Origin of the sequence: Streptomyces sp. MA5143a, from assembly GCF_900290235.1 — a bacterium.
GTDB lineage: Bacteria > Actinomycetota > Actinomycetes > Streptomycetales > Streptomycetaceae > Streptomyces.
The window spans coordinates 189,070-213,343 of record NZ_OLMK01000014.1 but is presented as its reverse complement, the minus strand read 5'-3'; the positions used below and the strand labels follow the sequence as shown (position 1 = coordinate 213,343).

General features: G+C 70.0%; 17 protein-coding genes and 1 tRNA gene. 6 read left to right on the top strand and 12 right to left on the bottom strand.

All coding sequences use genetic code 11. The annotated features are described in order from the left end of the window. Positions 1 to 208: 208 nt before the first annotated feature. Together SMA5143A_RS07760 and SMA5143A_RS07755 are read left to right on the top strand one after the other, a co-directional pair. Complete coding sequence (locus tag SMA5143A_RS07760) at positions 209 to 1,606, top strand: pyridoxal phosphate-dependent decarboxylase family protein (RefSeq protein WP_107462157.1); 1,398 nt, start codon at positions 209 to 211, stop codon at positions 1,604 to 1,606. Beyond that, positions 1,603 to 3,045 carry a lysine N(6)-hydroxylase/L-ornithine N(5)-oxygenase family protein gene (locus SMA5143A_RS07755; protein ID WP_107462156.1) on the top strand — a complete coding sequence of 481 codons (1,443 nt, stop codon included), beginning with the start codon at positions 1,603 to 1,605 and terminating at the stop codon, positions 3,043 to 3,045. The genes SMA5143A_RS07760 and SMA5143A_RS07755 overlap by 4 nt, the downstream gene beginning before the upstream one ends. Positions 3,046 to 3,158: 113 nt before the next feature. Here SMA5143A_RS07755 and SMA5143A_RS07750 read toward each other — a convergent pair whose 3' ends face one another. Further along, the gene (locus SMA5143A_RS07750; protein ID WP_107462155.1) at positions 3,159 to 4,967 is read right to left on the bottom strand and encodes a 5'-nucleotidase C-terminal domain-containing protein; all 1,809 of its coding nucleotides are present in this window, start codon (positions 4,965 to 4,967) and stop codon (positions 3,159 to 3,161) included. A 196-nt stretch (positions 4,968 to 5,163) separates the two neighbouring features. Between SMA5143A_RS07750 and SMA5143A_RS07745 the strand changes: the two genes are divergently transcribed. Both SMA5143A_RS07745 and pyk read left to right on the top strand, forming a co-directional pair. Further along, positions 5,164 to 5,871 carry an SIMPL domain-containing protein gene (locus SMA5143A_RS07745; protein ID WP_107462154.1) on the top strand — a complete coding sequence of 236 codons (708 nt, stop codon included), beginning with the start codon at positions 5,164 to 5,166 and terminating at the stop codon, positions 5,869 to 5,871. 155 nt (positions 5,872 to 6,026) lie between these two features. Then, entirely contained in the window at positions 6,027 to 7,466 is a 1,440-nt protein-coding gene (gene pyk, locus SMA5143A_RS07740; RefSeq protein WP_107462153.1) for a pyruvate kinase, read from the top strand. 3 nt (positions 7,467 to 7,469) lie between these two features. On the opposite strand, the gene SMA5143A_RS07735 is transcribed toward pyk, so the two are convergent. Continuing rightward, positions 7,470 to 8,258: a hypothetical protein gene (locus SMA5143A_RS07735; protein WP_107462152.1), complete on the bottom strand. Its 789-nt coding sequence runs from the start codon at positions 8,256 to 8,258 to the stop codon at positions 7,470 to 7,472. An 83-nt stretch (positions 8,259 to 8,341) separates the two neighbouring features. After that, positions 8,342 to 8,424: transfer RNA gene (locus SMA5143A_RS07730), tRNA-Leu, on the bottom strand. 92 nt (positions 8,425 to 8,516) lie between these two features. On the opposite strand from SMA5143A_RS07730, the gene SMA5143A_RS07725 reads away from it, so the two are divergent. Beyond that, entirely contained in the window at positions 8,517 to 9,173 is a 657-nt protein-coding gene (locus SMA5143A_RS07725; RefSeq protein WP_107462151.1) for an ANTAR domain-containing response regulator, read from the top strand. A gap of 89 nt (positions 9,174 to 9,262) precedes the next feature. Here SMA5143A_RS07725 and SMA5143A_RS07720 read toward each other — a convergent pair whose 3' ends face one another. The 8 genes from SMA5143A_RS07720 to SMA5143A_RS07680 form a co-directional block, all read right to left on the bottom strand. Next, positions 9,263 to 9,979 carry an ABC transporter ATP-binding protein gene (locus SMA5143A_RS07720; RefSeq protein WP_055539395.1) on the bottom strand — a complete coding sequence of 239 codons (717 nt, stop codon included), beginning with the start codon at positions 9,977 to 9,979 and terminating at the stop codon, positions 9,263 to 9,265. Further along, entirely contained in the window at positions 9,976 to 10,869 is an 894-nt protein-coding gene (locus SMA5143A_RS07715) for an ABC transporter ATP-binding protein (protein WP_107462150.1), read from the bottom strand. Before SMA5143A_RS07715 ends, SMA5143A_RS07720 begins: the two co-directional genes overlap by 4 nt. Before the next feature lie 7 nt (positions 10,870 to 10,876). Continuing rightward, the gene (locus SMA5143A_RS07710; RefSeq protein WP_107462149.1) at positions 10,877 to 12,700 is read right to left on the bottom strand and encodes a branched-chain amino acid ABC transporter permease; all 1,824 of its coding nucleotides are present in this window, start codon (positions 12,698 to 12,700) and stop codon (positions 10,877 to 10,879) included. Between the two features lie 5 nt (positions 12,701 to 12,705). Beyond that, positions 12,706 to 13,638: a branched-chain amino acid ABC transporter permease gene (locus tag SMA5143A_RS07705; RefSeq protein ID WP_107462148.1), complete on the bottom strand. Its 933-nt coding sequence runs from the start codon at positions 13,636 to 13,638 to the stop codon at positions 12,706 to 12,708. Between the two features lie 112 nt (positions 13,639 to 13,750). Continuing rightward, positions 13,751 to 14,986: a branched-chain amino acid ABC transporter substrate-binding protein gene (locus SMA5143A_RS07700; RefSeq protein WP_181361773.1), complete on the bottom strand. Its 1,236-nt coding sequence runs from the start codon at positions 14,984 to 14,986 to the stop codon at positions 13,751 to 13,753. Between the two features lie 877 nt (positions 14,987 to 15,863). Then, positions 15,864 to 16,256 (bottom strand): hypothetical protein, encoded by a 393-nt coding sequence (locus tag SMA5143A_RS07690; RefSeq protein WP_308812028.1) that lies wholly within the window; start codon positions 16,254 to 16,256, stop codon positions 15,864 to 15,866. Positions 16,257 to 16,339: 83 nt separating this feature from the next. Continuing rightward, positions 16,340 to 16,825, bottom strand: a complete 486-nt coding sequence (locus tag SMA5143A_RS07685) for a hotdog fold thioesterase (RefSeq protein WP_107462145.1) — start codon at positions 16,823 to 16,825, stop codon at positions 16,340 to 16,342. 72 nt (positions 16,826 to 16,897) lie between these two features. After that, positions 16,898 to 19,177 (bottom strand): FdhF/YdeP family oxidoreductase, encoded by a 2,280-nt coding sequence (locus tag SMA5143A_RS07680; RefSeq protein ID WP_107462144.1) that lies wholly within the window; start codon positions 19,175 to 19,177, stop codon positions 16,898 to 16,900. 242 nt (positions 19,178 to 19,419) lie between these two features. On the opposite strand from SMA5143A_RS07680, the gene polA reads away from it, so the two are divergent. Next, on the top strand, positions 19,420 to 22,146 hold the full coding sequence (gene polA, locus SMA5143A_RS07675) for a DNA polymerase I (RefSeq protein ID WP_107462143.1): 2,727 nt from the start codon (positions 19,420 to 19,422) through the stop codon (positions 22,144 to 22,146). Between the two features lie 963 nt (positions 22,147 to 23,109). On the opposite strand, the gene SMA5143A_RS07670 is transcribed toward polA, so the two are convergent. Continuing rightward, entirely contained in the window at positions 23,110 to 23,958 is an 849-nt protein-coding gene (locus SMA5143A_RS07670; RefSeq protein ID WP_107462142.1) for a DUF4184 family protein, read from the bottom strand. Positions 23,959 to 24,274: the final 316 nt, after the last annotated feature.

Here is a 24,274-nt window from a genome sequence, read left to right as displayed (position 1 = left end):
GGTACCGGGCGCCGGGTCCCCGTCGGCACGCCGCACGGCCGGTCGTGGTCCCCTCCCCGGCCGTGCGGGGCCGCGGCGCCCGGTTTTCCGTGCCCCGGCTGCGGCCCAGGGCGGCGCCGTACGCTCTTTCGGTGGTAATCGGGGGCCGTTTCGGGGTCGAGCACCCAATCGGCGTACAAGATGGGACTCCCGCGCCCCGGAGGAACCCATGACCACCAGCCCGCCCCTCGCCTCAGGCCCCCAAGGTCCCGACGCGCTGCGGTCGTTGGTCGAGGTCGTGCTCGACGCGCTGCGGGACGGGGCACACGCGAGGGGCGGACCGCTGCCCGCCGGTGGGCCGGAGACGGTCGCCGCGGCCGTGCGGGACGCGCTCGGTGACCCGCTGCCCGCCGAGGGGGACCCACAGGCGTTGCGGCGGCTGGTCCTCGCCCTCGCCGCCGGCACCGCCGACCCCGCCGACCCCCTGTGCGCGGCCCACCTGCACACCCCGCCCCTGGCCGTCGCCACCGCGGCCGACCTCGCCGCCTCGGTACTGAACCCGTCGCTGGACTCCTGGGACCAGGCCCCCGCCGCCTCCGCCCTCGAAGCCCTCGTCACCCGGGCCCTCGCCGCCGAGACCGGCGCCGCCGACGCCCTCGTCACCACCGGCGGCACCGAGTCCAACCAACTCGCCGTCCTCCTCGCCCGCGAGACCCACACCGGCGGCGTACGACTCGTCTGCGGAGCCAACGCCCACCACTCCCTGCCCCGCGCCGCCTGGCTCCTCGGCCTGCCCGAACCCGTCATCGTCCCCACCCCGGCCGGCACCCTCGACCCCACCGCCCTCGACGAGACACTCACCCGGCTCCAGGGGCCCCTCCTCGTCGCCGCCACCGCCGGCACCACCGACGCCGGACTCATCGACCCGCTGCCCGACATCGCCGACCTGTGCGCGGCCCACGGCGCCCGCCTCCACATCGACGCCGCCTACGGCGGAGGGCTCCTCCTCAGCGCCCGCCACCGCCCCCGGCTCACCGCCCTGGACCGCGCCCACACCGTCACCCTCGACCTGCACAAACTCGGCTGGCAGCCCGTCGCCGCCGGACTCCTCACCGTCCGCGACGAAGCCGACCTCGCCGTACTCGGCCACCGCGCCGACTACCTCAACGCCGACGACGACACCGAAGCCGGCCTCCCCGACCTCCTCGGCCGCTCCCTGCGCACCACCCGCCGCCCCGACATCCTCAAGATCGCGGCCACCCTCAAGACCCTCGGCCGCACGGGACTAGGCGCCCTCGTCGACCAGGTCTGCGACCTCGCCCACGAGTTCGCCGCACTCATCGACGCCCACCCCGGCTTCGAGCTGTACGACCGGCCCACCATCAGCACGGTCCTGTTCCGGCCCGCCCGCGCCGACGACGACGCGGTGGCCGCCATCCGGCGAAAACTCCTGCACGACGGACGCGCCGTCCTCGGCCGCGCCGCCCTCGACGGCCGGCTCTGGCTCAAGGCCACCCTGCTCAACCCCCACACCCGGCCCGGCGACCTCACCGCCCTCCTCGCACTCGTGGAACGCGCCGACCCCGCCGCTGCCGCGGACCTCCCCGAAGGACACACCCCGACATGAGCACGCCCCCACCCACCCCGAGCACCCCGCACCCCGCCCCCGAAGCCCCCCGCGACGTCGTCGGCGTGGGCATCGGCCCCGCCAACCTCTCCCTCGCCGCCCTCGCCCACCCCCTCACCGAACTCGACGCCGTCTTCTACGAACAACGCCCCCGCTTCGACTGGCACCCCGGCCAGCTCATCGAGGGCACCACCCTCCAGGTCCCCTTCCTCGCCGACCTGGTGACCCTCGCCGACCCCGTCAGCCCCTGGTCGTTCCTCAACTACCTCAAGACCCGCGACCGGCTCTTCCCCTTCTACTTCGCCGAGCGCTTCCACATCCAGCGCGCCGAGTACGACGCCTACTGCCGCTGGGTCAGCGAGAACCTCCCCGGCCTGAACTTCGGCCACCACGTCGACTCCGTACGGTGGAACCACGAACGCGACCTGTTCGAGGTCGACTTCACCCGCCTCGACACCGAGGGCGACGCGGCACTCGGCCGCACCTACACCCGCAACGTCGTCCTCGGCGTCGGCACCGAACCCTTCGTGCCCGAACCCCTCAAGCCCCTCGTCGAAGCCCCCGGCGTCCCCGTCCTCCACGCCGCCGACTACCTGGACGCCCGCGACCGCCTCCTCACCGCCGGACACGTCACCGTCATCGGCGCCGGCCAGTCCGGCGCCGAGATCTTCCTCGACCTGCTGCGCCACCGGCCCGCCGGCCGCGAGGGACTCCACTGGCTGGGCCGCACCGAGGCGTTCGCCCCCATGGAGTACTCCAAACTCGGCCTGGAACACTTCACCCCCGACTACACCCGCTACTTCCACGCCCTCGCCGAAACCACCCGCGACCGGCTCGTCACCGCCCAATGGCGCCTCCACAAGGGCATCGGCACCGACACCATCGCCGCCATCCACGACGAGCTCTACCGCCGCACCCTCGACGGAGGCTGGCCCGACACCGTCCTCACCCCCGGCGTCCACGTCCGCACCGCCGGCCGCCTCGCCACCACCAAGGTCGAACTCCACCTCGAACACACCGAGCAGGGCACCCGCTCCCGCCTCACCACCGACGCCGTCGTCCTCGCCACCGGCTACCGCGAACGCCCCCTCGACCGCCTCCTCGCCGGCCTCGACCCCTACATCCGCCGCGACAGCCACGACCGCCCCAAGGTCGACGAACACTTCCGCATGGTCCTCGACCCGTCGGTCACCGCCTCCGGCTGCCACCTCCACATCCAGAACGCCGAACTCCACACCCACGGCGTCGGCACCCCCGACCTGGGTCTCGCCGCCTGGCGCAGCGCCACCATCCTCAACACCCTCACCGGCAAGGAGACCTACCCCCTGCCGAGCCGCACCGCCTTCACCACCTTCGGCCTCGAACCCCGGCCCCACATCCCCCGCGCCAGGGACGAGCGGACCACGGGCACCCTGACCCCCCTGGCCGACGTGCGCTGACCGCCCCCGGCGCGCCCCCAGCACACACCGACGGCGTCGGCGCACCCACCGGGCGCCGACGCCGTCGACCTGCCACTCCCGCGAACCGCGAACCGCGAACCGCGAACCGAACCCTAGAAGACCGGCGTACCGTTCCGGGTCAGCTTCCAGTCCACCGACGCGAACGCCGCCGGGTCGATCGACCCCTTCGCCTTCACCCACGCGATCATCGTGTTGCGGATCTCGTCCGAGTTCGACCACAACATCGGCGCGGCCGCCACATGCGGGAAGTTGCCGCCACCGTTGGCCCGGTAGTTGTTCACCGCGAACACGAACTTCTGGTCGTCCGCCAACGGCGCACCCTCGAACCGCACGTTCTTGATCCGCGAACCCGCCGGCTGCGCGATGTCGATCTCGTACGACAGCCCGCTCACCGCGTCGTAGTTGTAGTCCGGCGTACCGTTCGCGTTCGTCAGCTTCGCCGGGTCCACCACCGCGTCCGGCGCCGTCTGCGTGAAGTAGTTCGCCGAGAACTCCAGGTACGCCTTCATCTGCGCACCCGTCATCAGACGCGCCTCCAGCGTGTTCTCGAAGACGTACAGACCGGCGACATCACGGATGGTGACGTTCCCCGCCGGGATCACCGCGCTACGGGAGAACGCGGCGGCCTGCGACAGCACCGGCAGCGACGCGTGCTCGGAGGACGCGAGCGCCTGCTTCACCGTGTCCGCCTGGATGTGGTTGATCAGGTCGATGATCGGGACGTCCTTGTACGGCGCCTCCTCCGACCTCATCTCCGCGGCGTTCGTACCGATCACCTGGTTGACGTACGTCACGACCTTCGCGTGCTCGTCCGACAGCAGCTTCACGATCTTCGGGTCCTCCTCCACCGCGTTGGAGTTGAGGACCTTCGAACCGACCTTCTCGACGTTCCAGCAGCCCCGGCCCCACACCATCTCGAAGTCGAACAGCGTCAGCCGCTGACCCCACTTGAGCGGCTCCGACAGCACGACCTGCTTGCCGGTCTTCTTGTTGGTGACGAAGTACTCCGGGATCTCCGTGTGCGCGTGCCCCACCAGGATCGCGTCGATCCCCGGCACCAGCTCCGCCACCAGCCCGGCCGCGTTCTCGATGTACGGCAGCTGGTCACCGTACGACGACGTCCCCGACGAACCGCTGTGCGCCGACACGATGACGACGTCCGCGCCCATCGACCTGAGCCTCGGCACCCACTTCGCCGCCTGCTCCTCCAGCCCCGGGAACGTCATCTTCCCCTGCACGTTCGCCTTGTCCCAGATCGCGATGCCCGGGTTCGTCAGACCCAGCACCGCCACCTTCACATCACGGCCGAACGGCGTCCGCAGCCGGTGCATGCTGAACGGCGGGAACGCCGGGCGCAGCGTCTTCGCGTCCAGCGCGTTCGCACCCAGCAGCGGGAAGCGGCACTGCTCCTGGAACTTCCGCAGCACCGGAATGCCGTAATTGAACTCGTGGTTCCCGAGCGCCGCCGCGTCGTAGTCGATCGCGTTCATCGCCTGCGCCATCGGGTGGACGGGACCGCCCTTGGCCGTGATCGGGTCGACCTTCGCGTAGTAGTACGACAGCTGCGTGCCCTGGATGGTGTCACCGGCGTCGATGAGGAGCGTGTTGCCGCGCCCCTTCTCCTTGCGGACCTGGTTCACCAGCGTCGAGATCTTCGCGAGGCCGACGTCGTTGTGCGCCTTGTCGTCGAACTCCTTGTCCGTGAAGTAGTCCCAGTTGAAGACGTTGCCGTGCAGGTCCGTCGTCCCCATCACGGTGAACCGGTACCGCTTCGGGGCCTTCTCCTTGCCGCCGGTCACCTCGGCCGCCTGCGCGTTCGGCGCCACAGCCGAACCGGCGATGGCCACCCCGGCACCGGTCACGGCTGACTTCTTCAGAAACTTCCGGCGGTTCAAGGCCATATCGGTACTCCTCGGGAGGAACGGGATCTCAACGCGCGTAGACCAGCGAAGAAGAAAAAAGAGGCCACACGCGATAACGCGCGTAGATTCTGACCCGTACATTCCACACAGCAACAGACCCTCCAGGTTGCGATCTGATGACCGGCACCCCGCGACCCCCCACGCCAACCGGACCCGTGGTGACAGAGTGGGACGTATGACCGACACCCCCGCTCAGCCCCACCCCACCGCCCTCCCCTACGGCACCCCCGACGCCCCCCGCATCGCCGTCCGCGGCGAAGCCCACCTGGAGGTCGACCCCGAGATCGCCCGCATCGGCATCACCGTCACCGCCCGCGGCAAGGACCGCCGCACCGCCCTCGACGACCTCACCCGCCGCAACCACACCGCCCTCGACCTCGTCAAAAGCTACGGCGACGCCGTCGAACGGCTCGAAACCGGCACCTTCTCCCTCACCCCCCAACTCAAGGAGAAAGGCCGCGGCGAACGCGTCCACGCCTACCACGGCCGCGTCCACATCACCGCCGAACTCACCGACTTCACCGCCCTCGGCGAACTCACCACCCGCCTCGCCGACCTCGAACTCACCCACGTCGACGGCCCCTCATGGGCCCTCCGCCCCGACTCACCCGCCCACCGAGAAGCCCGCCAGAAAGCCGTCCGCGAAGCCGTCCAACGCGCCCGCGAATACGCCGAGGCACTCGGCACCACCCTCGCCGCCCTCGTCGAACTCGCCGACCTCGGCGCCGAGACCCCCGCACACCCGCACCCCGCCGCCTACGCCCGCACCATGGACTACGCCATGCAGGACGCCGCACCGGCCCCCCTCGACCTCGAACCCGAACGCCAGTACATCCACGCCCAGGTCAACGCCCGCTTCACCCTGCACCCACCCACCCTGTGAACGCCCTCCCCGCCACGTACGGGCGCACGCCTTCACGGCTTGACGACACCTTGCCGACTCCGGATGACTGATTGTCAAATACCCTTCACCCAAAGGCCGTTGAGTAGTCACGTGCCTCCAAGTCCCTACCAGCGGGTAAGCCCTAGGCTCGAACCATGCGCCGAGCAAAGATCGTCTGCACCCTCGGGCCCGCCACCGACTCGTACGACCAGATCAAGGCACTGGTCGAAGCCGGAATGGACGTCGCCCGCCTCAACCTCAGCCACGGCGACCACGCCGAACACGAGGAGCGCTACCACCACGTCCGCAAGGCCTCCGACGAGACCGGCCGCAGCGTCGGCCTCCTCGCCGACCTTCAAGGCCCGAAGATCCGCCTCGGCCGCTTCACCGAAGGCCCCGTACTCCTCGAACGCGGCGACACCTTCACCCTCACCGTCGAACCCGACATCGAAGGCACCCACGAGATCTGCGGCACGACCTACGACGGCCTCGCCGCCGACGTCACCACCGGGGAACGCATCCTCGTCGACGACGGCAAAGTGACTCTCCAGGTCACCGCAGTCGACGGGCCCCGTGTCCACACCGAGGTCGTCGAAGGCGGCATCGTCTCCGACCACAAGGGCCTCAACCTCCCCGGCGTCGCCGTCTCCGTCCCCACCCTCTCCGCCAAGGACGAGGACGACCTCCGCTGGGCCCTGCGCACCGGCTTCGACATCATCGCCCTGTCCTTCGTGCGATCGGGACGGGACATCGACGCCGTCCACCGCATCATGGACGAGGAGGGCCGCCGACTCCCCGTCATCGCCAAGGTGGAGAAACCCCAGGCGGTCGACGCCCTCGACGACATCGTCGCCGCCTTCGACGGCGTCATGGTCGCGCGCGGCGACCTCGGCGTGGAGATGCCCCTCGAACAGGTCCCCCTGGTCCAGAAGCGAGCCATCGCCCTCGCCCGGCGCAACGCCAAACCGGTCATCGTCGCCACCCAGATGCTCGACTCGATGATCCACCACCCACGGCCCACCCGCGCCGAGGCCAGCGACGTCGCCAACGCGGTCCTCGACGGCACCGACGCGGTGATGCTGTCCGGCGAGACCAGCGTCGGCAAACACCCCGTCGAGACGGTCCGCACGATGAGCCGCATCGTCGCCGCCGCCGAGGAGCACATGCTCGCCGACGGGCTGCCGCCGCTCACCGAGCACAACAAACCCCGCACCCAGGGCGGCGCCGTCGCCCGCGCCGCCGCCGAGATCGGCGACTTCGTCGGCGCCCGGTTCCTCGTGGCGTTCAGCCAGTCCGGCGACACCGCCCGCCGCCTGTCCCGCTACCGCTCCCCGATCCCCCTCCTCGCCTTCACCCCCGACCCGGCCACGCGCTCCCGGCTGAGCCTCACCTGGGGCGTGGAGACCTTCCTCGGACCACGCGTCGACTCCACGGACGCGATGATCGGCCAGGTCGACGAACTGCTCCTGCGGTACGCCCGCTGCCGCAAGGACGACACGGTCGTCATCACCGCCGGCTCCCCACCGGGCGTCGCGGGCACCACGAACCTGGTCCACATCCACCACATCGCCGAGGACGACGCGCCGAAGGGGTAGGGGTCAGTGCTTGGGGCCGACGTGGGCGTCCATGAGGGCGACTGAGGCCTTGCGGGCGATGGAGATGCTGAAGGGGTCGTTGCCGCGGGCCAGAGTCGTCCAGTCGACACCCACCTGGTCGAGGGTGTCCGTGAAGAGCTTCCGGATGTCGTCCGACCTGTTGGCGAAGAAGTACCGGGGGTACTCATAGCGCTTGCGCTCACCGCCGACGACACGGGCTGTCCAGTTCGTGATACGGCAGCCGTCGGAGTGGATCAGTCCACGGACGAACTCCCATGGGCGGGCGTCGACGATGGCCTGCTGCCAGGGTTCGAGAGCGATGCGGCGCTCGTGCTTCTTTCCGGGGCCGTGTTGGGGGAAGAGGCAGGGCAGGTGCTTCGAGTAGACCTTGATGTTCTGGCAGCCCGTCCGTTGGAGCCGATGCACGCCGTTGTTCGGGAAGACGGCTCGCATTGCGGCTTCGGTCTCGTCGGCGATCCCCGGCCATGCGTCGGCACAGGCGATCGCGAGACTCGGTACTCGGTGCCCCGAGTAGTGGCTGATATGGCCGTCTCCCAGATACTCGCCGAGCAGGTAGGAGTACGCGGCCGGATCCAGTGAGCGTCCGTCGCAGCGTGGGCAGGCTGGATCATGAGCGCCGGGACACTCGCCCCGCTTGGCCCGGTCCATGTGCTTCCAGTAACCGATCGTGCCCAGGGGGACATTGAGTGTTCGGGCCACGTCCGCGTTCTTCGAGCCGCCCCTGAGGAGCGTGAGTGCCCGCTGTCGTACTTCTGTGCCGTGGAAGTTCATGTGGCTACTCTGCGTCACTGATCGTGAACGCGTGCAGCAAAAAGCGGATGTTCACGAGAACGTGGACATCCGCTTCAGTCAAGTACCGGGTGCGGGATTCGAACCCGCAAGCCCTCACGGGCAGAGGTGTTTGAGACCTCCGTGTATACCGTTCCACCAACCCGGCCGGTGCTCCGGAGAGTGTACCGGTTCTCCGAGCTGCGCCGCAGCTAGGTACCCTCTTGTCAGCAGTACCCCTGCCCTGAACAAGGAGCCCACGTGACCGCCCCCGAGTCGCCCCAGCCCCTCGACGCGCCCGACGACGACAAGTCGCACGTGCCTCCGCTCACGACCCGTGTCGTCATCGCCGAGGACGAGGCGTTGATCCGCCTCGACCTCAAGGAGATGCTCGAAGAGGAGGGCTACTCCGTCGTGGGCGAGGCCGGCGACGGTGAGCAGGCCATCGAGCTGGCCCGGGAGCACCAGCCCGACCTGGTGATCCTGGACGTGAAGATGCCGAAGATGGACGGTATCTCCGCCGCCGAGAAGATCGCCGAGGAGCGGATCGCCCCGGTGCTGATGCTGACCGCGTTCTCGCAGCGCGACCTGGTGGAGCGGGCGCGGGACGCGGGCGCGATGGCGTACCTGGTGAAGCCGTTCAGCAAGAGCGATGTCGTGCCGGCGATCGAGATGGCGGTGTCGCGGTTCACGGAGCTGAAGGAGTTGGAGAAGGAGGTCGCGGACCTCACGCTCCGGCTGGAGACCCGCAAGCTGGTGGACCGGGCGAAGTCGATCCTGCAGACGGAGTACGGGCTGACGGAGCCGGCGGCGTTCCGTTGGATCCAGAAGACGTCGATGGACCGCAGGATGTCGATGCAGCAGGTCGCGGAGGCGGTCATCCAGGACGCCGACGAGAAGAAGTCCGCGAAGGGCTGACGGCGGCCCCTTCGGCCGCGTCGTACATGCGAGGAGGCCCGCACCCCCTGGGAAGGGGGTGCGGGCCTCCTCGTGTGTGGGCCGGGTGGCTAGTCCTCGCCGAGGTACGCCTTGCGGACCGATTCGTCGTGCAGCAGGTCGGAGCCCGTGCCGGAGAGCACTATCTTGCCGATCTCCATGACGTGTCCCTGGTCGGCGAGGGAGAGCGCCGCCTGGGCGTTCTGCTCGACGAGCAGGATGGTGGTGCCCTGGGACTTCAGCTCGGCGATCGTCGCCATGATCTTCTGCATCATGATCGGGGAGAGGCCCATGGAGGGCTCGTCGAGCATGAGCAGCTTCGGCTGGGACATGAGCGCGCGGCCCATGGCCAGCATCTGCTGCTCGCCACCGGAGAGGGTGCCGGCGGCCTGCTTGCGACGTTCGCCCAGGATGGGGAAGAGGTCGTAGGCGCGCTGGATGTCCTTCTCGATGCCGGGCTTGTCGCTGCGCAGGAAGGCGCCGAGGCGGAGGTTGTCCTCGATGCTCATGCGGGGGAAGATGTGCCGCCCCTCGGGGGAGTGGGCGAGTCCCAGCGAGACGATGTCGTGTGCGGGGACCTTCTTCAGCGACTTGCCGTTGAACTTGATCTGGCCGCCGACGGGCTTGAGGAGCCCGGAGAGGGTGCGGAGCGTCGTGGTCTTGCCGGCGCCGTTGGTGCCGACGAGGGTGACGACTTCGCCCGCGTTGACCTTGAAGGAGACGCCCTTGACGGCTTCGATCTTGCCGTAGGCGACCCGGAGGTCCTCGACTTCGAGCAGTGCGGTCATCGGTCGTTCTCCTTGCCGGGTGCGGCGTCGGCGGCGGCCTCGGCGTGTGCTTCGGCGGCCTCGACTTCCGCGACCTCGTCCTTGCCGGGAGCGTCTTCGAAGGGTTCGCCGAGGTAGGCGGCGACGACGCGTTCGTCTCCCTGGACGGTGGCGCTGTCGCCCTCGACGAGCTTCTCGCCCTGGACGAGGACGGCGACGCGGTCGCAGAGGTTGAAGATGAACCGCATGTCGTGCTCGATGACGAGTACGGCTATGCCCTTGTCGCGGATGGCGAAGACGAGTTCCTCGGTGGCTCGTGTCTCCTGCGGGTTCATGCCGGCGGTGGGCTCGTCCAGGAGGAGGAGGCCGGGTTCGCTGGCGAGTGCCCGGGCGATCTCCAGCTTGCGCTGTTCGCCGTAGGGGAGGTTGCGGGCGAGGTGGTCGGCCTTGTTCTCCAGACCCACGAACGCCAGGAGTTCCATGGCGCGTTCGCGGGACTTGGCCTCGGCCTTGTGGAAGCTGGGCAGCCGCAGGACGGCCGACCAGAAGCCTTCCTTGGTCCGGGTGTGGCGGCCGACGAGCACGTTCTCCAGGACCGTCATGTTCGCGAACAGGCGGATGTTCTGGAAGGTGCGGGCGATGCCGGCCGCGGTGACCTTGAAGGACTTGGGCGGCAGGACGTTGCCCTTGTAGCGGACTTCGCCCTCGGTGGGGATGTAGAGGCCGGTGAGGCAGTTGAAGAAGGTCGTCTTGCCGGCGCCGTTGGGGCCGATGAGGCCGACGATTTCGCCCGCGTTCACGGTGAAGTCGACGTTGCGGACGGCGGTGAGGCCGCCGAAGCGCATGGTGACGCCGCGGGCGTCGAGGACGGTCTCGCCCGTGGTGCCGGGGGTGGTGGTGTCAGTCGTCATGGTGGTGTCAGGCCCCCGTCTTGGTGAGCACTGTGGGCGGTTCCGCGTCTTCGTGGAACTCGAGCTGGCGGCGCCGGTTGGGGATCATTCCCTCCGGGCGGAAGCGCATCAGCAGGATGAGTGCGAGACCGAAGGCGAGGAGCTGGTAGTCGCCGAGGAACTGGAGCTTGTTGGGGATCAGGAAGAGCAGGGCCGCTCCGACCAGGGGGCCGCTGATGGTGCCCATGCCGCCGAGGACGACCGCGGCGAGCAGGAAGGCGGAGTTGGGCGGGATCACACCGGCGAAGAGGTACTGCTCGGGCGTCACGGTGTAGGTGACGTGGGCCTGGACGGTTCCGGCGAGGCCGGCCAGGGAGGCGCCGACGGCGAAGGCGATGAGCTTGACGCGGAAGCCGTTGATGCCCATGGCGAGCGCGGCGGTCTCGTCCTCGCGGATGGCGACCCAGGCGCGGCCGATGCGGGAGTCACCGCTGCGCCGGAAGACCAGCACGACGACGGCGGTGATGAGCAGCATCAGGAAGAAGTAGTTGGCGAAGCGGCCGATGGTGAAGCCGGCGATGGTGTGCTCGATGCCGAAGTCGAATCCGAGGATGTTGAGGTTCGGGATCGAGGAGATGCCGTTGGAGCCGTTGGTGAGGTCGGGTCCGGAGGTGCCGTCGAGGTTGTTGACGGTGATCCGGAAGATCTCACCGAAGCCGAGGGTCACGATGGCCAGGTAGTCGCCGCGCAGTCGCAGCGTCGGGGCGCCGATGAGGACGCCGAAGACGAGCGAGGCGAGGGCGCCGACGATGACGGCGGCCCAGAAGGGGAAGTGCACGTCGAAGGGCGAGCTGGGGGAGCCGGAGACCAGGGCGGCGGCGTAGGCGCCGACACCGAGGAAGGCGACGTAACCGAGGTCGAGGAGGCCGGCGAGGCCGACGACGATGTTCAGGCCGAGGGCGACGGTGGCGAAGATCAGGATGTAGACGCCGATCGTCGCGTACTGGTCGTCGGTCTGGGTGAAGGGGAACATCGCGGCCGCGACGAAGGCGCCGCAGATGGTGATGTTCTGGTGCCGGGCGGTGATCTGGGAGGCCTGGGCGACGAGGCCGGACTTGTTGAGGGCGGCGAAGCCGAAGGCGGCCGTGATCATGAATCCGATGAACAGCTCGTCGTACTCGGTGCCGATGCCGTAGGTGAAGACGGTCAGGCCGAGCGCCATGACGGCGACGATGATCAGGATCTCGACGAAGGAGGAGAGCTTGCCGACGCGGCGCGGGCTTCCGGAGGCGAAGACCGCCTTGACCGTTTCCCACTTGTAGCGGGCTTGGTGCTTGAACAGCTCCCAGCCGGTGTCGTCGGGGTCGAACGGGTCGGGCTCGGGGCGCTCGAAGGGCAGTGCCAGGGCGCCGAGGAGGGCGGCGAGGCTGGCGACGGCGACGAGGTAGCCGCCGGGTTCGAGGTTGACGAGGCCGCCGAGGTCGACGCTGATGGCGAGGACCGTGTACCAGCTGGTGGCGAAGGTGGCGAGGGTGGCGAACTTGATCGCCGCGTCGGCGCCGGCCGGCACCAGCCAGCCGAGGCCCTTCACGCCGTAGCGGGCCAGGCAGAAGAGGGTGGCCAGGGCGCCGCCGATGAGGACGAGGACCTGTAGGCCGCCCGGGTAACCGTAGATGGTGAGTTTGCCGGGGAAGGCGTTGGTCCAGGTCCAGGCGAGGAACGTGGAGATGATGGTGAGGACGCTGCCGCCGAGGGCGAGCGCGAGGCCGGTCTTCTCGGGGAGGCCGATGAGGCCGGCGGGCTTGCCGGAGGCAGGGGTGGGGGTTTCGGGTGCGGTGGTCTGTGTGGTCATCGGTGTCACGCCCTGTCCGCGACGCGCTCGCCGAGCAGGCCCTGCGGCCTGAACAGCAGTACGAGGATGAGGAGTACGAAGGCCCAGACGTCGGCCCAGGCGTTGCTGCCGAACTGGTCCATGCCCGGGATGTCGGCGATGTAGGCGGTGGCCAGGGTCTCGGCCACGCCGAGGACCACGCCGCCGATCATGGCTCCGTAGATGTTGCCGATGCCGCCGAGGACGGCTGCGGTGAACGCCTTCAGACCGAGGAGGAAGCCCATGCGGAAGTCGATCTGGCCGTACTTCAGGCCGTAGGCGACACCGCCGACGGCGGCGAAGGTGGCGCCGAGGGCGAACGCGATCACGATGATGCGGTCGGTGTTGACGCCCATGAGCTTCGCGGTGTCGGGGTCCTGGGCGGTGGCCTGCATGCCGCGTCCGGTGCGGGTCTTCATGACGAAGTAGGCGAGGAAGGCCATGCTGACGGGGGCGGCGACGAGCAGGAAGACGTCACCGGTCTGGATGGTGACGCCGCCGATCTCGAAGGGGCCGCCTTCGATCTGCGGGAAGACGAGGGCGGACGTGGCTCCCGGGTACCAGGCCCACACAGCCTGCTGCAGAGCGAGGGAGAGGCCGATCGCGGTGATGAGCGGGGCGAGGCGTGGGGCGTTGCGGAGGGGGCGGTAGGCGAATCGTTCCGCTCCCACAGCGACGGTGACGGCGACCAGAACGGCGCCGACGAGCATCAGCGGCAGGGCGATTGCCATGGACGTGCCGTCGGGCAGCACGTACAGGTAGATCGTCAGAGCGCCGAACGCTCCGGTCATGAAGATCTCGCCGTGGGCGAAGTTGATGAGCTGGACGATGCCATAGACCATTGTGTAGCCGATGGCGACCAGCCCGTACATGGATCCCAGTAGCAGGCCGTTGACCAGCTGCTGCGGCAGTTCGTTCACCGCATGTCCTCCGAGAGGGTTTCGGATGTTTCGACGGGGGGCCGGATGCGAGTCCGCGCGGGGCGCCAGTGGAACAGCGCCCCGCGCGGCTCAGGAGTGGTGCGGTGGTGGATCAGCCGGTGTAGGTACCGGACTTGACCGCCTTCCAGGCACCGTTCTCGACGGCGTAGACGGTGAGCTGCTTGTTGGTGGCGTCACCGTACTCGTCGAAGGAGACCTTGCCGGTCACCCCGTCGAACGAGACGTTCTGCATCGCGGCCGTGACCTTGGCGCGAGCGTCGCTCGGGAGCTTGCCGTTGTTGTCCTCGACGACCTTCTTCACGGCCTCGATGATCGCCCAGGCCGAGTCGTAGGAGTAGCCGCCGTAGGCCTCGAAGGCCTCCTTGTAGCCCGCGGCCTTGTAGTTCGCCACGAACTCCTTGGCGGAGGGGAGCTCCTCGACCGGGGCGCCGACCGAGGTGGCCAGGTCGCCCTTGCCGCTGGCGCCGGCCAGCTTGATGAAGTCGGCGCTGTAGATGCCGTCACCGCCGACCACGGGGATCTTGGCGCCGGCGGCCTTGATCTGCTTGCTCAGCGGGCCGGCCTGCGGGTATTCGCCGCCGTAGTAGACGACGTCCGCACCGGAGTTCTTCACCTTGGTGGCGACCGCGGAGAAGTCCTTGGTGTCGGGGTTGATGTGCTCGGTGCCGGCGATCTTGCCGCCGAGCTTCTTGAACTCCTCGGTGAAGGTGGCGGCCAGACCGGCGCCGTAGGTCTTCTTGTCGTCGATGACGAAGACCTTCTTCTTCTTGGCGTCGTTGTAGACGTACTGGGCGGCGAACGGGCCCTGGATGGCGTCCGTGGTCGCGGTGCGGAAGTACGACTTGTACGGGCGGGTCTTGGTCTTCTGCCAGTCCGTGCCCTGGGTCAGGGCCGGGTTGGTGTTGGCCGGGGAGACCTCGACGAGCTTGGCGTCGTCGAAGACCTTCTGCATGGACTCGGCGACCGAGGAGTTCAGCGGGCCGACCACGCCGAGGACGTCCTTGTCGGCGACGAGCTTGGTGGCGTTCTGCTGGCCCGAGGAGGGCTGCGCCTGGTCGTCGAGGGCCTCGACCTTGAAGGTCACGCCTTCGACGGTCTTCTCCTTGTTGGCCGTCTTGGCGGCGAGGTCTACGGAGTTCTTGATGCCGAGACCCAGCGCGGACAGGTCGCCGGTCAGCGGTGCGTCGACACCGATGACGACGGTGGTGCCGCCGCCGCTTCCTTCGGAGTCCGAGCCGGCGCTGTCGTCGCGCGAGCCGCAGGCGGTGAGGGTGAGAGCTCCCGCCGCCAGCGCGGCGGTGATGGCGATGAGCGAGCGTTGACGCACGATCGGTCCTTTCCGTGGCACGGCCCCTCCTGGTTGAGCGGGCCGAGTCGAGCGCTGGGACGAAAATGACTTCGAATCCGAGGGCGCGGTGACTGGGCGTGACTCTAAGCGTGTGATGGGAACGTGGAGGAGGGTCTGACCGAGGCTGTGACGCTCTTGTTATGACACGACGTAATGCAGAGCGGTACTCCGTGGGTGGATGCGAGGAATTAAGGCCGATTCGCCCTGTCCGCATTGTGAGAAGCCGCAGGAAGTGCGCTGGCGTTTTCAGGAGTGTTCTCGGGTTTTGGTAGTGACGCCCGGTCGTTGCTGCAGGCGACCTCAATCGCTTCGGAGAGGTCGTGCGCATAGCGTCCGCCGAGGATGAAACTGTGGTCTTCTATTGCACGCCTATTACGCAGAGTTACGTCCAGGAAAGGCAGCCCGGCGTTCCTCGGGACTTTCCCGCAATCTGTCACCCGCAGGGTGATCACGACCGTGCGGACGTCGTCGACCGGGCTGCCGAAGGGCGGCCGCGGCCTGGCGGAGACGGTGAGTCCGGCGGACGGCTGCGAGATCCGGGTCACGGTGATCGGGGGCCCGTCGCGCGTGGTGACCCCGACGCCGAAACTGAAGCTCCCCGCCGGGAGCCCGTCCTGCGGGGGCTCGGGCCCGAGGTAGGTGAACTCCACCGCCTGGGACGGGTACGCGGGAGGGGCCGGGGGCTCCGGCCGGGGGCGGGTCACGTGGAGCAGACCGCCCGCGAGGACGACGGCGGCCGCGCCGGCCGCGAGTACGGCGCGGCGGTGCCGGGTGTACAGCGGGGCGAGGCGTCCGTGCGGCGACGGGGCGTCCCCGGCGTGGGTCCCCTCGCCCGGTTCGACGGGCCCGATGCCGCTCAACTCCACGGCCCCCCGGTCGGGTTGCCGTTCCGGTACAGCTTCGCGCAGCGGGTGCGCGCCTCCTCGTCGACGAGCCGCTCGGCCGCCTTCCGGCCGGCGCGCTCCTGTTCGGCGCGGGCGGCGTCGACGACCTCGCGCAGGATGTCGTACTGGCCGTTCGACATCCCCATGGACTGGTAGTCGCCGTAGCCGTCACCGTCCAGGGCCTCCCGCGACCAGTGGGAGACGATCCGTGCGCACAGTTGCTCGGGCGGTGTGGCCACCGGTGACGGCGACGCCGAGCCGCCGGCCGACGGTCCGGCCGGTCCGCTGTCCGCTCCCGACGTCCCGCACCCGGTGACCAGGGCGACGATCAGCAGCGCCGGCCCGAGGGCGGCTCCCCACCTCAAGGCTCCTCCCGTTCCCATGCCCCGAAAGCTAGACCCGCCCGCCGCCGCCCGCCAGCGCCCGGTGGCCGCGGGCTCGTCGACGGTCAGCCGCCCGTGGCCCGCTGGGCGTCGGCCGGCAGGACGTCCCGCAGCAGACAGGTCAACCGGGCCGTGCACACCCGCTTGCCCGCCTCGTCGCTGATGACGATCTCGTACGTGGCGGTGGAGCGTCCCCGGTGCACCGGTGTGGCCACCCCGGTGACCAGCCCGGACCGTACGCCGCGGTGGTGGGTGCAGTTCAGGTCGACGCCCACCGCGATCTTGGAGCTGCCCGCGTGCAGCATGGAGCCGACCGAGCCGAGGGTCTCCGCCAGCACGGCGGACGCGCCGCCGTGCAGCAGCCCGTACGGCTGGGTGTTGCCCTCGACCGGCATGGTGCCGACGACGCGGTCCGCGGACGCCTCCACGATCTGCACGCCCATGCGGGTGCCCAGGTGCCCCGCGGAGAACATCGCGACCAGGTCGACGCCGAGTGCCGCGTACTCGTCGATGACCTCTTGCGGGAACGTGGCGTGGTGCTGCTCGCCCATGGGGCTCCGTTCGTCGTCGACCGCCGCGTGCCGTCAGCGGTCGTATACCGGCCTGACTGCCTGAGCAAACGCTCAGTCGGTGGCCGATTGTTCCAGACGGACCACGACGGACTTGCTGGCAGGGGTGTTGCTGGTGTCCGCGGTGGCGTCCAGCGGCACCAGCACATTGGTCTCGGGGTAGTAGGCGGCCGCGCAGCCGCGGGCCGTCGGGTAGTGCACGACCCGGAAACCGGGGGCCCGGCGCTCGACACCGTCCTTCCACTCGCTCACCAGGTCCACGTAGGAGCCGTCGGCGACCTTCAGCTCCGCGGCGTCCTCGGGGTGGACGAGGACGACGCGGCGGCCGTTGGTAATGCCCCGGTAGCGGTCGTCCAGGCCGTAGATCGTGGTGTTGTACTGGTCGTGCGAGCGCAGGGTCTGCAGCAGCAGGCGGCCCTCGGGCAGCTGAGGGAACTCCACCGGCGCGGCGGTGAAGTTGGCCTTGCCGGTGGCCGTGGGGAAGCGGCGCTCGTCGCGCGGGGCGTGCGGCAGCGCGAAGCCGTTCGGGTCGGCCACGCGCGCGTTGAAGTCCTCGAAACCGGGCACCACGCGCGCGATGCGGTCACGGATCGTCGCGTAGTCCTTCTCGAACTCCTCCCACGGCGTGCGGCTCTCCTCGCCGAGGACCCGGCGGGCGAGACGGCACACGATGGCCGGCTCGGACAGCAGGTGCCGGCTCGCGGGCTCCAGACGGCCGCGGGAGGCATGGACCATGCCCATGGAGTCCTCCACGGTCACGAACTGCTCGCCGCCGCCCTGCAGATCACGCTCGGTGCGGCCCAGGGTGGGCAGGATCAGCGCCCGCGCGCCCGTCACCGCGTGCGAGCGGTTCAGCTTCGTCGACACGTGCACCGTCAGCCGGGCGCGGCGCATCGCCGCCTCCGTGACCTCCGTGTCGGGGGACGCCGACACGAAGTTGCCGCCCATCGCGAAGAACACCTTCGCCTTGTCGTCGCGCATGGCCTTGATGGCCCGCACGACGTCGTACCCGTGCTCCCTGGGCGGCGCGAAGCCGAACTCCTTCTCCAGGGCGTCCAGGAACGCCGGTGCGGGCCGCTCGAAGATGCCCATCGTGCGGTCGCCCTGCACGTTGGAGTGGCCGCGCACCGGGCACACGCCCGCGCCGGGGCGGCCGATGTTGCCGCGCAGCAGCAGGAAGTTCACGACCTCGCGGATGGTGGGCACCGCGTGCTTGTGCTGGGTCAGGCCCATGGCCCAGCAGACGATCGTCCGCTTCGAGGCGAGGACCATGCGCAGCGCCTCGTCGATCTGCTCGCGCGTCAGACCGGTCGCGGTGAGCGTCTCCTCCCAGTCGGCGGCGCGGGCCGCCGACGCGAACTCCTCGAAGCCGTGCGTGTGCTCGCGCACGAACTCCTCGTCGACCGCGCCCTCGGTCTGAAGGACCAGCTTGTTGAGGAGACGGAACAGGGCCTGGTCGCCGCCGATGCGGATCTGCAGGAACAGATCGGTGAGGGCGGCGCCCTTGAGCATGCCCTGCGGGGTCTGCGGGTTCTTGAACCGCTCCAGGCCCGCCTCGGGCAGCGGATTGACCGTGATGATCTTCGCCCCGCCGGCCTTGGCCTTCTCCAGGGCGGAGAGCATGCGCGGGTGGTTCGTGCCCGGGTTCTGCCCGGCGACGACGATCAGATCCGCCTTGTACAGGTCCTCCAGCAGGACGCTGCCCTTGCCGATGCCGATCGTCTCGGACAGCGCGGAGCCCGACGACTCGTGGCACATGTTGGAGCAGTCCGGCAGGTTGTTCGTGCCGAACTCGCGGGCGAACAGCTGGTACAGGAACGCGGCCTCGTTGCTGGTGCGCCCGGAGGTGTAGAAGAGGGCCTCGTCGGGGGAGCCGAGGGCGTTCAGCTCCTCGGCGACGATGTCGAAGGCCCGCTCCCAGGACACCGGCTCGTAACGGTCGCCCCCCTCGGGCAGGTACACGGGGTGGGTGAGCCGGCCCTGCTGGCCCAGCCAGTAGCCGCTGCGGGTGGCCAGGTCCGCCACGGTGTGCGCGGCGAAGAACTCCGGGGTGACCCGGCGCAGTGTGGCCTCCTCGGCGACCGCCTTCGCGCCGTTCTCGCAGAACTCCGCCGTGTGCCGGTGCTCGGGCTCCGGCCAGGCGCAGCCGGGACAGTCGAAGCCGTCCTTCTGATTGACCCGCAGCAGCGTCAGCGCGGTCCGCTTCACGCCCATCTGCTGCTGCGCGATCCGCAGGGTGTGCCCGATCGCGGGGAGCCCCGCCGCCGCATGCTTCGGCTGCGCGACCTGCGGCGCGTCCTGAACCGGATCACTCTTGGGCGCCTTGCCGGCCATCGCTGCTCCCCATTCGCGTACGTGTGCGGTCGAGCCTGAGGTACGCGTCCGATCCTCGCACGTGTCACCGGCCCCGATCGAGATCGGTGCACGGGGACGATCCGCCGCGACCGGGGTCCGCGACGGGTGCGGGACCCGTGCGTGCCGACGCGCACGGACGGGGGCGGGGCGGGGGGCAGGTACGGGGGCCCGGTGCGGTGGGCGTGGTCCGAGTGTCAGTGGCACGTGGCAGGATCGGGTGCGTGGCAGAGACAGCATCGAAGAAGACCGACACGACCACCGGCGGCAGCCGTCCCCGGCTCATGCTCATGGACGGGCATTCGCTGGCCTACCGCGCGTTCTTCGCGCTCCCCGCGGAGAACTTCACGACCGCGACGGGCCAGCCGACGAACGCGATCTACGGCTTCGCGTCGATGCTGGCGAACACGCTGCGCGACGAGGCGCCCACCCACTTCGCGGTGGCGTTCGACGTCTCCCGCAAGACCTGGCGCTCCGAGGAGTTCACCGAGTACAAGGCGAACCGCTCGAAGACCCCCGACGAGTTCAAGGGGCAGGTCGAGCTGATCGGCGAGCTGCTCGACGCCATGCACGCCGTGCGCTTCGCCGTCGACGGCTTCGAGGCCGACGACATCATCGCCACCCTCGCCACCCAGGCCGAGGCGGAGGGCTTCGAGGTCCTCATCGTCACCGGCGACCGCGACTCCTTCCAGCTGGTCTCCGAGCACACCACCGTGCTCTACCCCACCAAGGGCGTCTCGGAGCTGACCCGGTTCACCCCGGAGAAGGTGTTCGAGAAGTACGGCCTGACGCCCGCGCAGTACCCGGACTTCGCGGCCCTGCGCGGCGACCCGTCCGACAACCTGCCCGGCATCCCCGGCGTCGGCGAGAAGACCGCCGCGAAGTGGATCAACCAGTTCGGTTCGTTCGCGGATCTGGTCGAGCGCGTCGAGGAGGTCAAGGGCAAGGCCGGGCAGAACCTCCGCGACCACTTGGAGGCCGTCAAGCTCAACCGCCGCCTCACCGAGATGGTGCGCACGGTCGACCTGCCGAGGACGGTCACCGACCTGGAGCGCGCCCCGTACGACCGCAAGGCCGTCGCGATGGTCCTCGACACCCTGGAGATCCGCAACCCGTCGCTGCGCGAGCGGCTGCTGGCCGTCGACCCGGGGGCGGAGGAGGCCGACGCCGGCCAGCAGCCCGCCGAGGGCGTCGCCGTGGACGGCACGGTCCTCGGCTCCGGAGAGCTGACCGGCTGGCTCGGCGAGCACGGCACGGAGATCCTCGGCGTCGCCACCGTCGACACCTGGGCGCTCGGCACCGGCTCGGTCACCGAGATCGCGCTCGCCGCCGCCGGGGGAGCGGCCGCCTGGTTCGACCCGACCCAGCTCGACGGGACGGACGAGACCACGTGGGCGGCCTGGCTCGCCGACCCCGGCAAGCCCAAGGTGTTCCACAACGCCAAGGGCGCGATGCGGGTCTTCGCCGAGCACGGCTGGACCATCGAGGGCGTCACCATGGACACCGCCCTCGCCGCGTACCTGGTCAAGCCCGGCCGCCGCTCCTTCGACCTGGACGCGCTGTCCCTGGAGTACCTCGGCCGGGAACTGGCCCCCGCCGCCACCGCCGACGGCCAGCTGGCCTTCGGCGCGGACGACGGCGCCGAGGCCGAGGCCCTGATGGTGCAGGCCCGCGCCGTCCTCGACCTGGGCGAGGCGTTCGGGCAGCGCCTGGAGGAGGTCGGCGCCGTCGAGCTGTTGCGGGACGTGGAACTGCCGACGTCCGCGCTGCTGGCCCGCATGGAGCGCCACGGCATCGCCGCGGACCGCGCCCACCTCGAAGCCATGGAGCAGATGTTCGCCGGTGCCGTGCAGCAGGCGGTGAAGGAGGCGCACGCGGCGGCCGGTCACGAGTTCAACCTCGGCTCGCCCAAGCAGCTCCAGGAGGTCCTCTTCGGCGAGCTGGCCCTGCCCAAGACCAAGCGCACCAAGACGGGGTACACCACCGACGCGGACGCCCTGGCCTGGCTGGCCACCCAGACCGACAACGAACTGCCGGTCATCATGCTCCGCCACCGTGAGCAGGCGAAGCTCCGCGTCACCGTCGAGGGCCTGATCAAGACCATCGCGACGGACGGCCGCATCCACACCACCTTCAACCAGACGGTCGCCGCGACGGGCCGTCTCTCCTCGGTCGACCCGAACCTGCAGAACATCCCGGTCCGCACCGACGAGGGCCGGGCGATCCGTCGCGGTTTCGTCGTCGGCGAGGGCTTCGAGTCGTTGATGACGGCCGACTACAGCCAGATCGAGCTGCGGGTGATGGCGCACCTCTCCGAGGACGCGGGCCTCATCGAGGCCTTCACCTCCGGTGAGGACCTCCACACCACGGCCGCCGCCCAGGTGTTCGGGGTGGAGCCCGGCGCGGTCGACGCGGAGATGCGCCGCAAGATCAAGGCGATGTCGTACGGCCTGGCGTACGGCCTGTCGGCGTTCGGTCTGTCCCAGCAGCTGAACATCGACGCGGGGGAGGCCCGCGCCCTGATGGACGCGTACTTCGAGCGCTTCGGCGGGGTCCGGGACTATCTGCGCCGGGCGGTCGACGAGGCGCGGGCGACGGGGTACACGGCGACGCTCTTCGGCCGGCGCCGCTATCTGCCCGACCTCAACAGCGACAACCGGCAGCGCCGCGAGGCCGCCGAGCGGATGGCGCTCAACGCACCCATCCAGGGCACGGCCGCGGACATCGTCAAGATCGCCATGCTGAATGTGGGCCGTGCCCTGGAGGACGCCGGCCTCACGTCCCGCATGCTGCTCCAGGTCCACGACGAAATCGTCCTGGAGATCGCCCCCGGCGAGGGTGCCCGCGTCGAGGACCTGGTCCGCCACGAAATGTCGAACGCGGTCCACCTCCGAGCTCCCCTGGACGTCTCGGTGGGCCACGGCCCGGACTGGGAATCAGCGGCCCACTGACCCCAAGGAGGGGGCGGCCGCCCCCCGCCCCCCCCCGAGAAGGGGCCCGACCAGACACCGGGCCCCTCCGGGAGGGACGGCTTCCCCGCCGTGTCCCCTTATTCCCCCGCGCCGACGCCCCGCCAGGCCGACGCACTGTCCCTTTACTCCGCTCGGCAACGCCGCCCGGCGCTGCCGAGCGGACCGGCCGCCCGGCGTTCCGGTGCCCTGTCGTGCGGCTGCTTCTCCCTGCCGTCCCCTCGCTCCGCCGCGACGGCGCTGCCCCGCGGTGCCAGGCCGACAGGCTGGCTGCGCTCTCGTGCCCCTTCGAGGGGCTGCTTTTCCCGCAGCCTTCTGTGTACTCCGCCGCGACGGTGCTGTCGGGCGGTGCCGTGCCGACAGGTTGGCCGGCGCTTCGGTGCCTGTTCCGAGGGGCTGCTTTTCCCGCAGCCCTCTGTACTCCGCCGCTACGGTGCTCCGCCACGACGGTGCTGTCCGGCGGTGTCGAGCGGACCGGTCGTCCCCTCGGTCCCTCCGGTGCTCGGCCGGCGGCCGGCCTCCCGGTGCCGCCCTCTTCTGCACCGCCGCAGCGCCACCTGCCGCCCCCTCGACGGTGCTCCCCGGCCCTCGTACGCGCCGTCGGCCCGCCCTGATCCGCCCCGCAACCCCTCCCCGGTGTCACCCGGCTGGCCCCTGCCGAGGGGCCCGGCGGGGAGGCGGGGCGTGAGGATGCCCGCATGGGCATACGCACGCTCCGCCGCCGTACCGCGACAGCTGCCGGCCGCCTGCCACAGGCGCTCACCCGCCTCTCCAGGGTGCAGCCCCACTTCCCGTGGGCGCCCCACCGCCGCTGGGCGCACACACTGGTCCCCTGGCGGCTCACCCACCCCGTCCCGGCCCTGCTGGGCCACGTCCCGCCGTACGCCCCCGGCGCGGCCAGACCGTGTATCCCCCGTGGAGCCCCCGTGCGCCGCCGCCCGGTGCTCAGCGGCGGACCGAGCTGTCCGCCTCCGCGTCGGCTGCGATCACCGCAGCGGAAGCCGGGCGCCAGATCCTGACGCCCACCCCGTACAGCACCACACCCAGCATCAGCCCGGCCCCGGCCCCGAAGCACACCGTCGGGATCACCTCGTACGGCTTGGCGACCGAACCCCAGTAGGCCCACCAGCGGGCCACCCGCTGCACCGTCGCGATCAGCGCGCACCCCCCGATCACCGCGCCCGCCACCCACCGGTCGGCCGACGAGAGCACCGGCACACCCACGGGTTCGACGACCGGCTGTCGGCGCAGCGCCAGCACCAGGAACACGGCGATCACGACCGCCGCGACCGCCGAGCCGCCGTACTGGAGGTACCAGTACAGCGGCGAGCCCGCGATCTCCTCGCCCAGCACCGGCAGCAGCCGCATCCCCCACCGGTCGAGATGCGTGAACGCGTCCCACACGACATGGGTGAGCGCACCGAGCACCGCGGACACGTACCACCACAGCACCAGCGACGGACGCACCCGCCGCATGCCCGCCCCGCACCGCAGCAGCGAGGCCACCCGTGCCCGCCGCGCCCTCGGCAGCAGCGCGACGAGCGGTTCCCGGAGCACCAGCCACACACCCACCAACGCCCAGGTGAACAGCACGTCGACGGTGAAGACCCCGGCGAAGGAGTGCGTGACGTCGCCGAACTCCATCGCCCCGGGCAGCACACTCGCCGCGTAATAGGTCAGATCGGGCGCGAACGAACCTGCGACGAGCGCCGACGGTACGAGTCGCCCTCGCGCGCTCCCGTCCCCGCGCAACGCGGGCAGCACTGCGGCCGCATGGCTCAGCGTGAAAGGCAATTCGTCCCCCTGGGGCGGATTTTGTGACATTGTGCGTGAAGTGTCCGCGCGGCGGACCTCTCGTCTCTGCCGGCCGGTCCGGCGATCACCGGCGTCAGTATGCGCGACCGCTCGCCGCTCCGGCGTGCGCCCGCGCGACAGTGAATGGACAGGGGCAACCAGGGGAAATCGGGCACGAACGGGTGTCCGGGCGACGGAAGTTGTCGTAGGGTCGCCTGGGCCGCCGCGTCGATGCGTGCGGGGGCCACCGGAAATCCGGAGAAGGAAACACCGGAACAGGGCAACCAAATCCGGAACTCCGGAGTCGGTGTAGCAG

What these genes read in the sequence shown, in the direction of transcription:
- SMA5143A_RS07735 (WP_107462152.1), bottom strand. Translation starts at nt 8,258, where the DNA reads ATGAACTTCCACGGCACAGAAGTACGACAGCGGGCACTCACGCTCCTC.
- SMA5143A_RS07710 (WP_107462149.1), bottom strand. Translation starts at nt 12,700, where the DNA reads ATGACCACACAGACCACCGCACCCGAAACCCCCACCCCTGCCTCCGGC.
- SMA5143A_RS07760 (WP_107462157.1), top strand. Translation starts at nt 209, where the DNA reads ATGACCACCAGCCCGCCCCTCGCCTCAGGCCCCCAAGGTCCCGACGCG.
- SMA5143A_RS07680 (WP_107462144.1), bottom strand. Translation starts at nt 19,177, where the DNA reads ATGGCCGGCAAGGCGCCCAAGAGTGATCCGGTTCAGGACGCGCCGCAG.
- SMA5143A_RS07750 (WP_107462155.1), bottom strand. Translation starts at nt 4,967, where the DNA reads ATGGCCTTGAACCGCCGGAAGTTTCTGAAGAAGTCAGCCGTGACCGGT.
- SMA5143A_RS07685 (WP_107462145.1), bottom strand. Translation starts at nt 16,825, where the DNA reads ATGGGCGAGCAGCACCACGCCACGTTCCCGCAAGAGGTCATCGACGAG.
- SMA5143A_RS07745 (WP_107462154.1), top strand. Translation starts at nt 5,164, where the DNA reads ATGACCGACACCCCCGCTCAGCCCCACCCCACCGCCCTCCCCTACGGC.
- SMA5143A_RS07720 (WP_055539395.1), bottom strand. Translation starts at nt 9,979, where the DNA reads ATGACCGCACTGCTCGAAGTCGAGGACCTCCGGGTCGCCTACGGCAAG.
- SMA5143A_RS07715 (WP_107462150.1), bottom strand. Translation starts at nt 10,869, where the DNA reads ATGACGACTGACACCACCACCCCCGGCACCACGGGCGAGACCGTCCTC.
- pyk (WP_107462153.1), top strand. Translation starts at nt 6,027, where the DNA reads ATGCGCCGAGCAAAGATCGTCTGCACCCTCGGGCCCGCCACCGACTCG.
- SMA5143A_RS07755 (WP_107462156.1), top strand. Translation starts at nt 1,603, where the DNA reads ATGAGCACGCCCCCACCCACCCCGAGCACCCCGCACCCCGCCCCCGAA.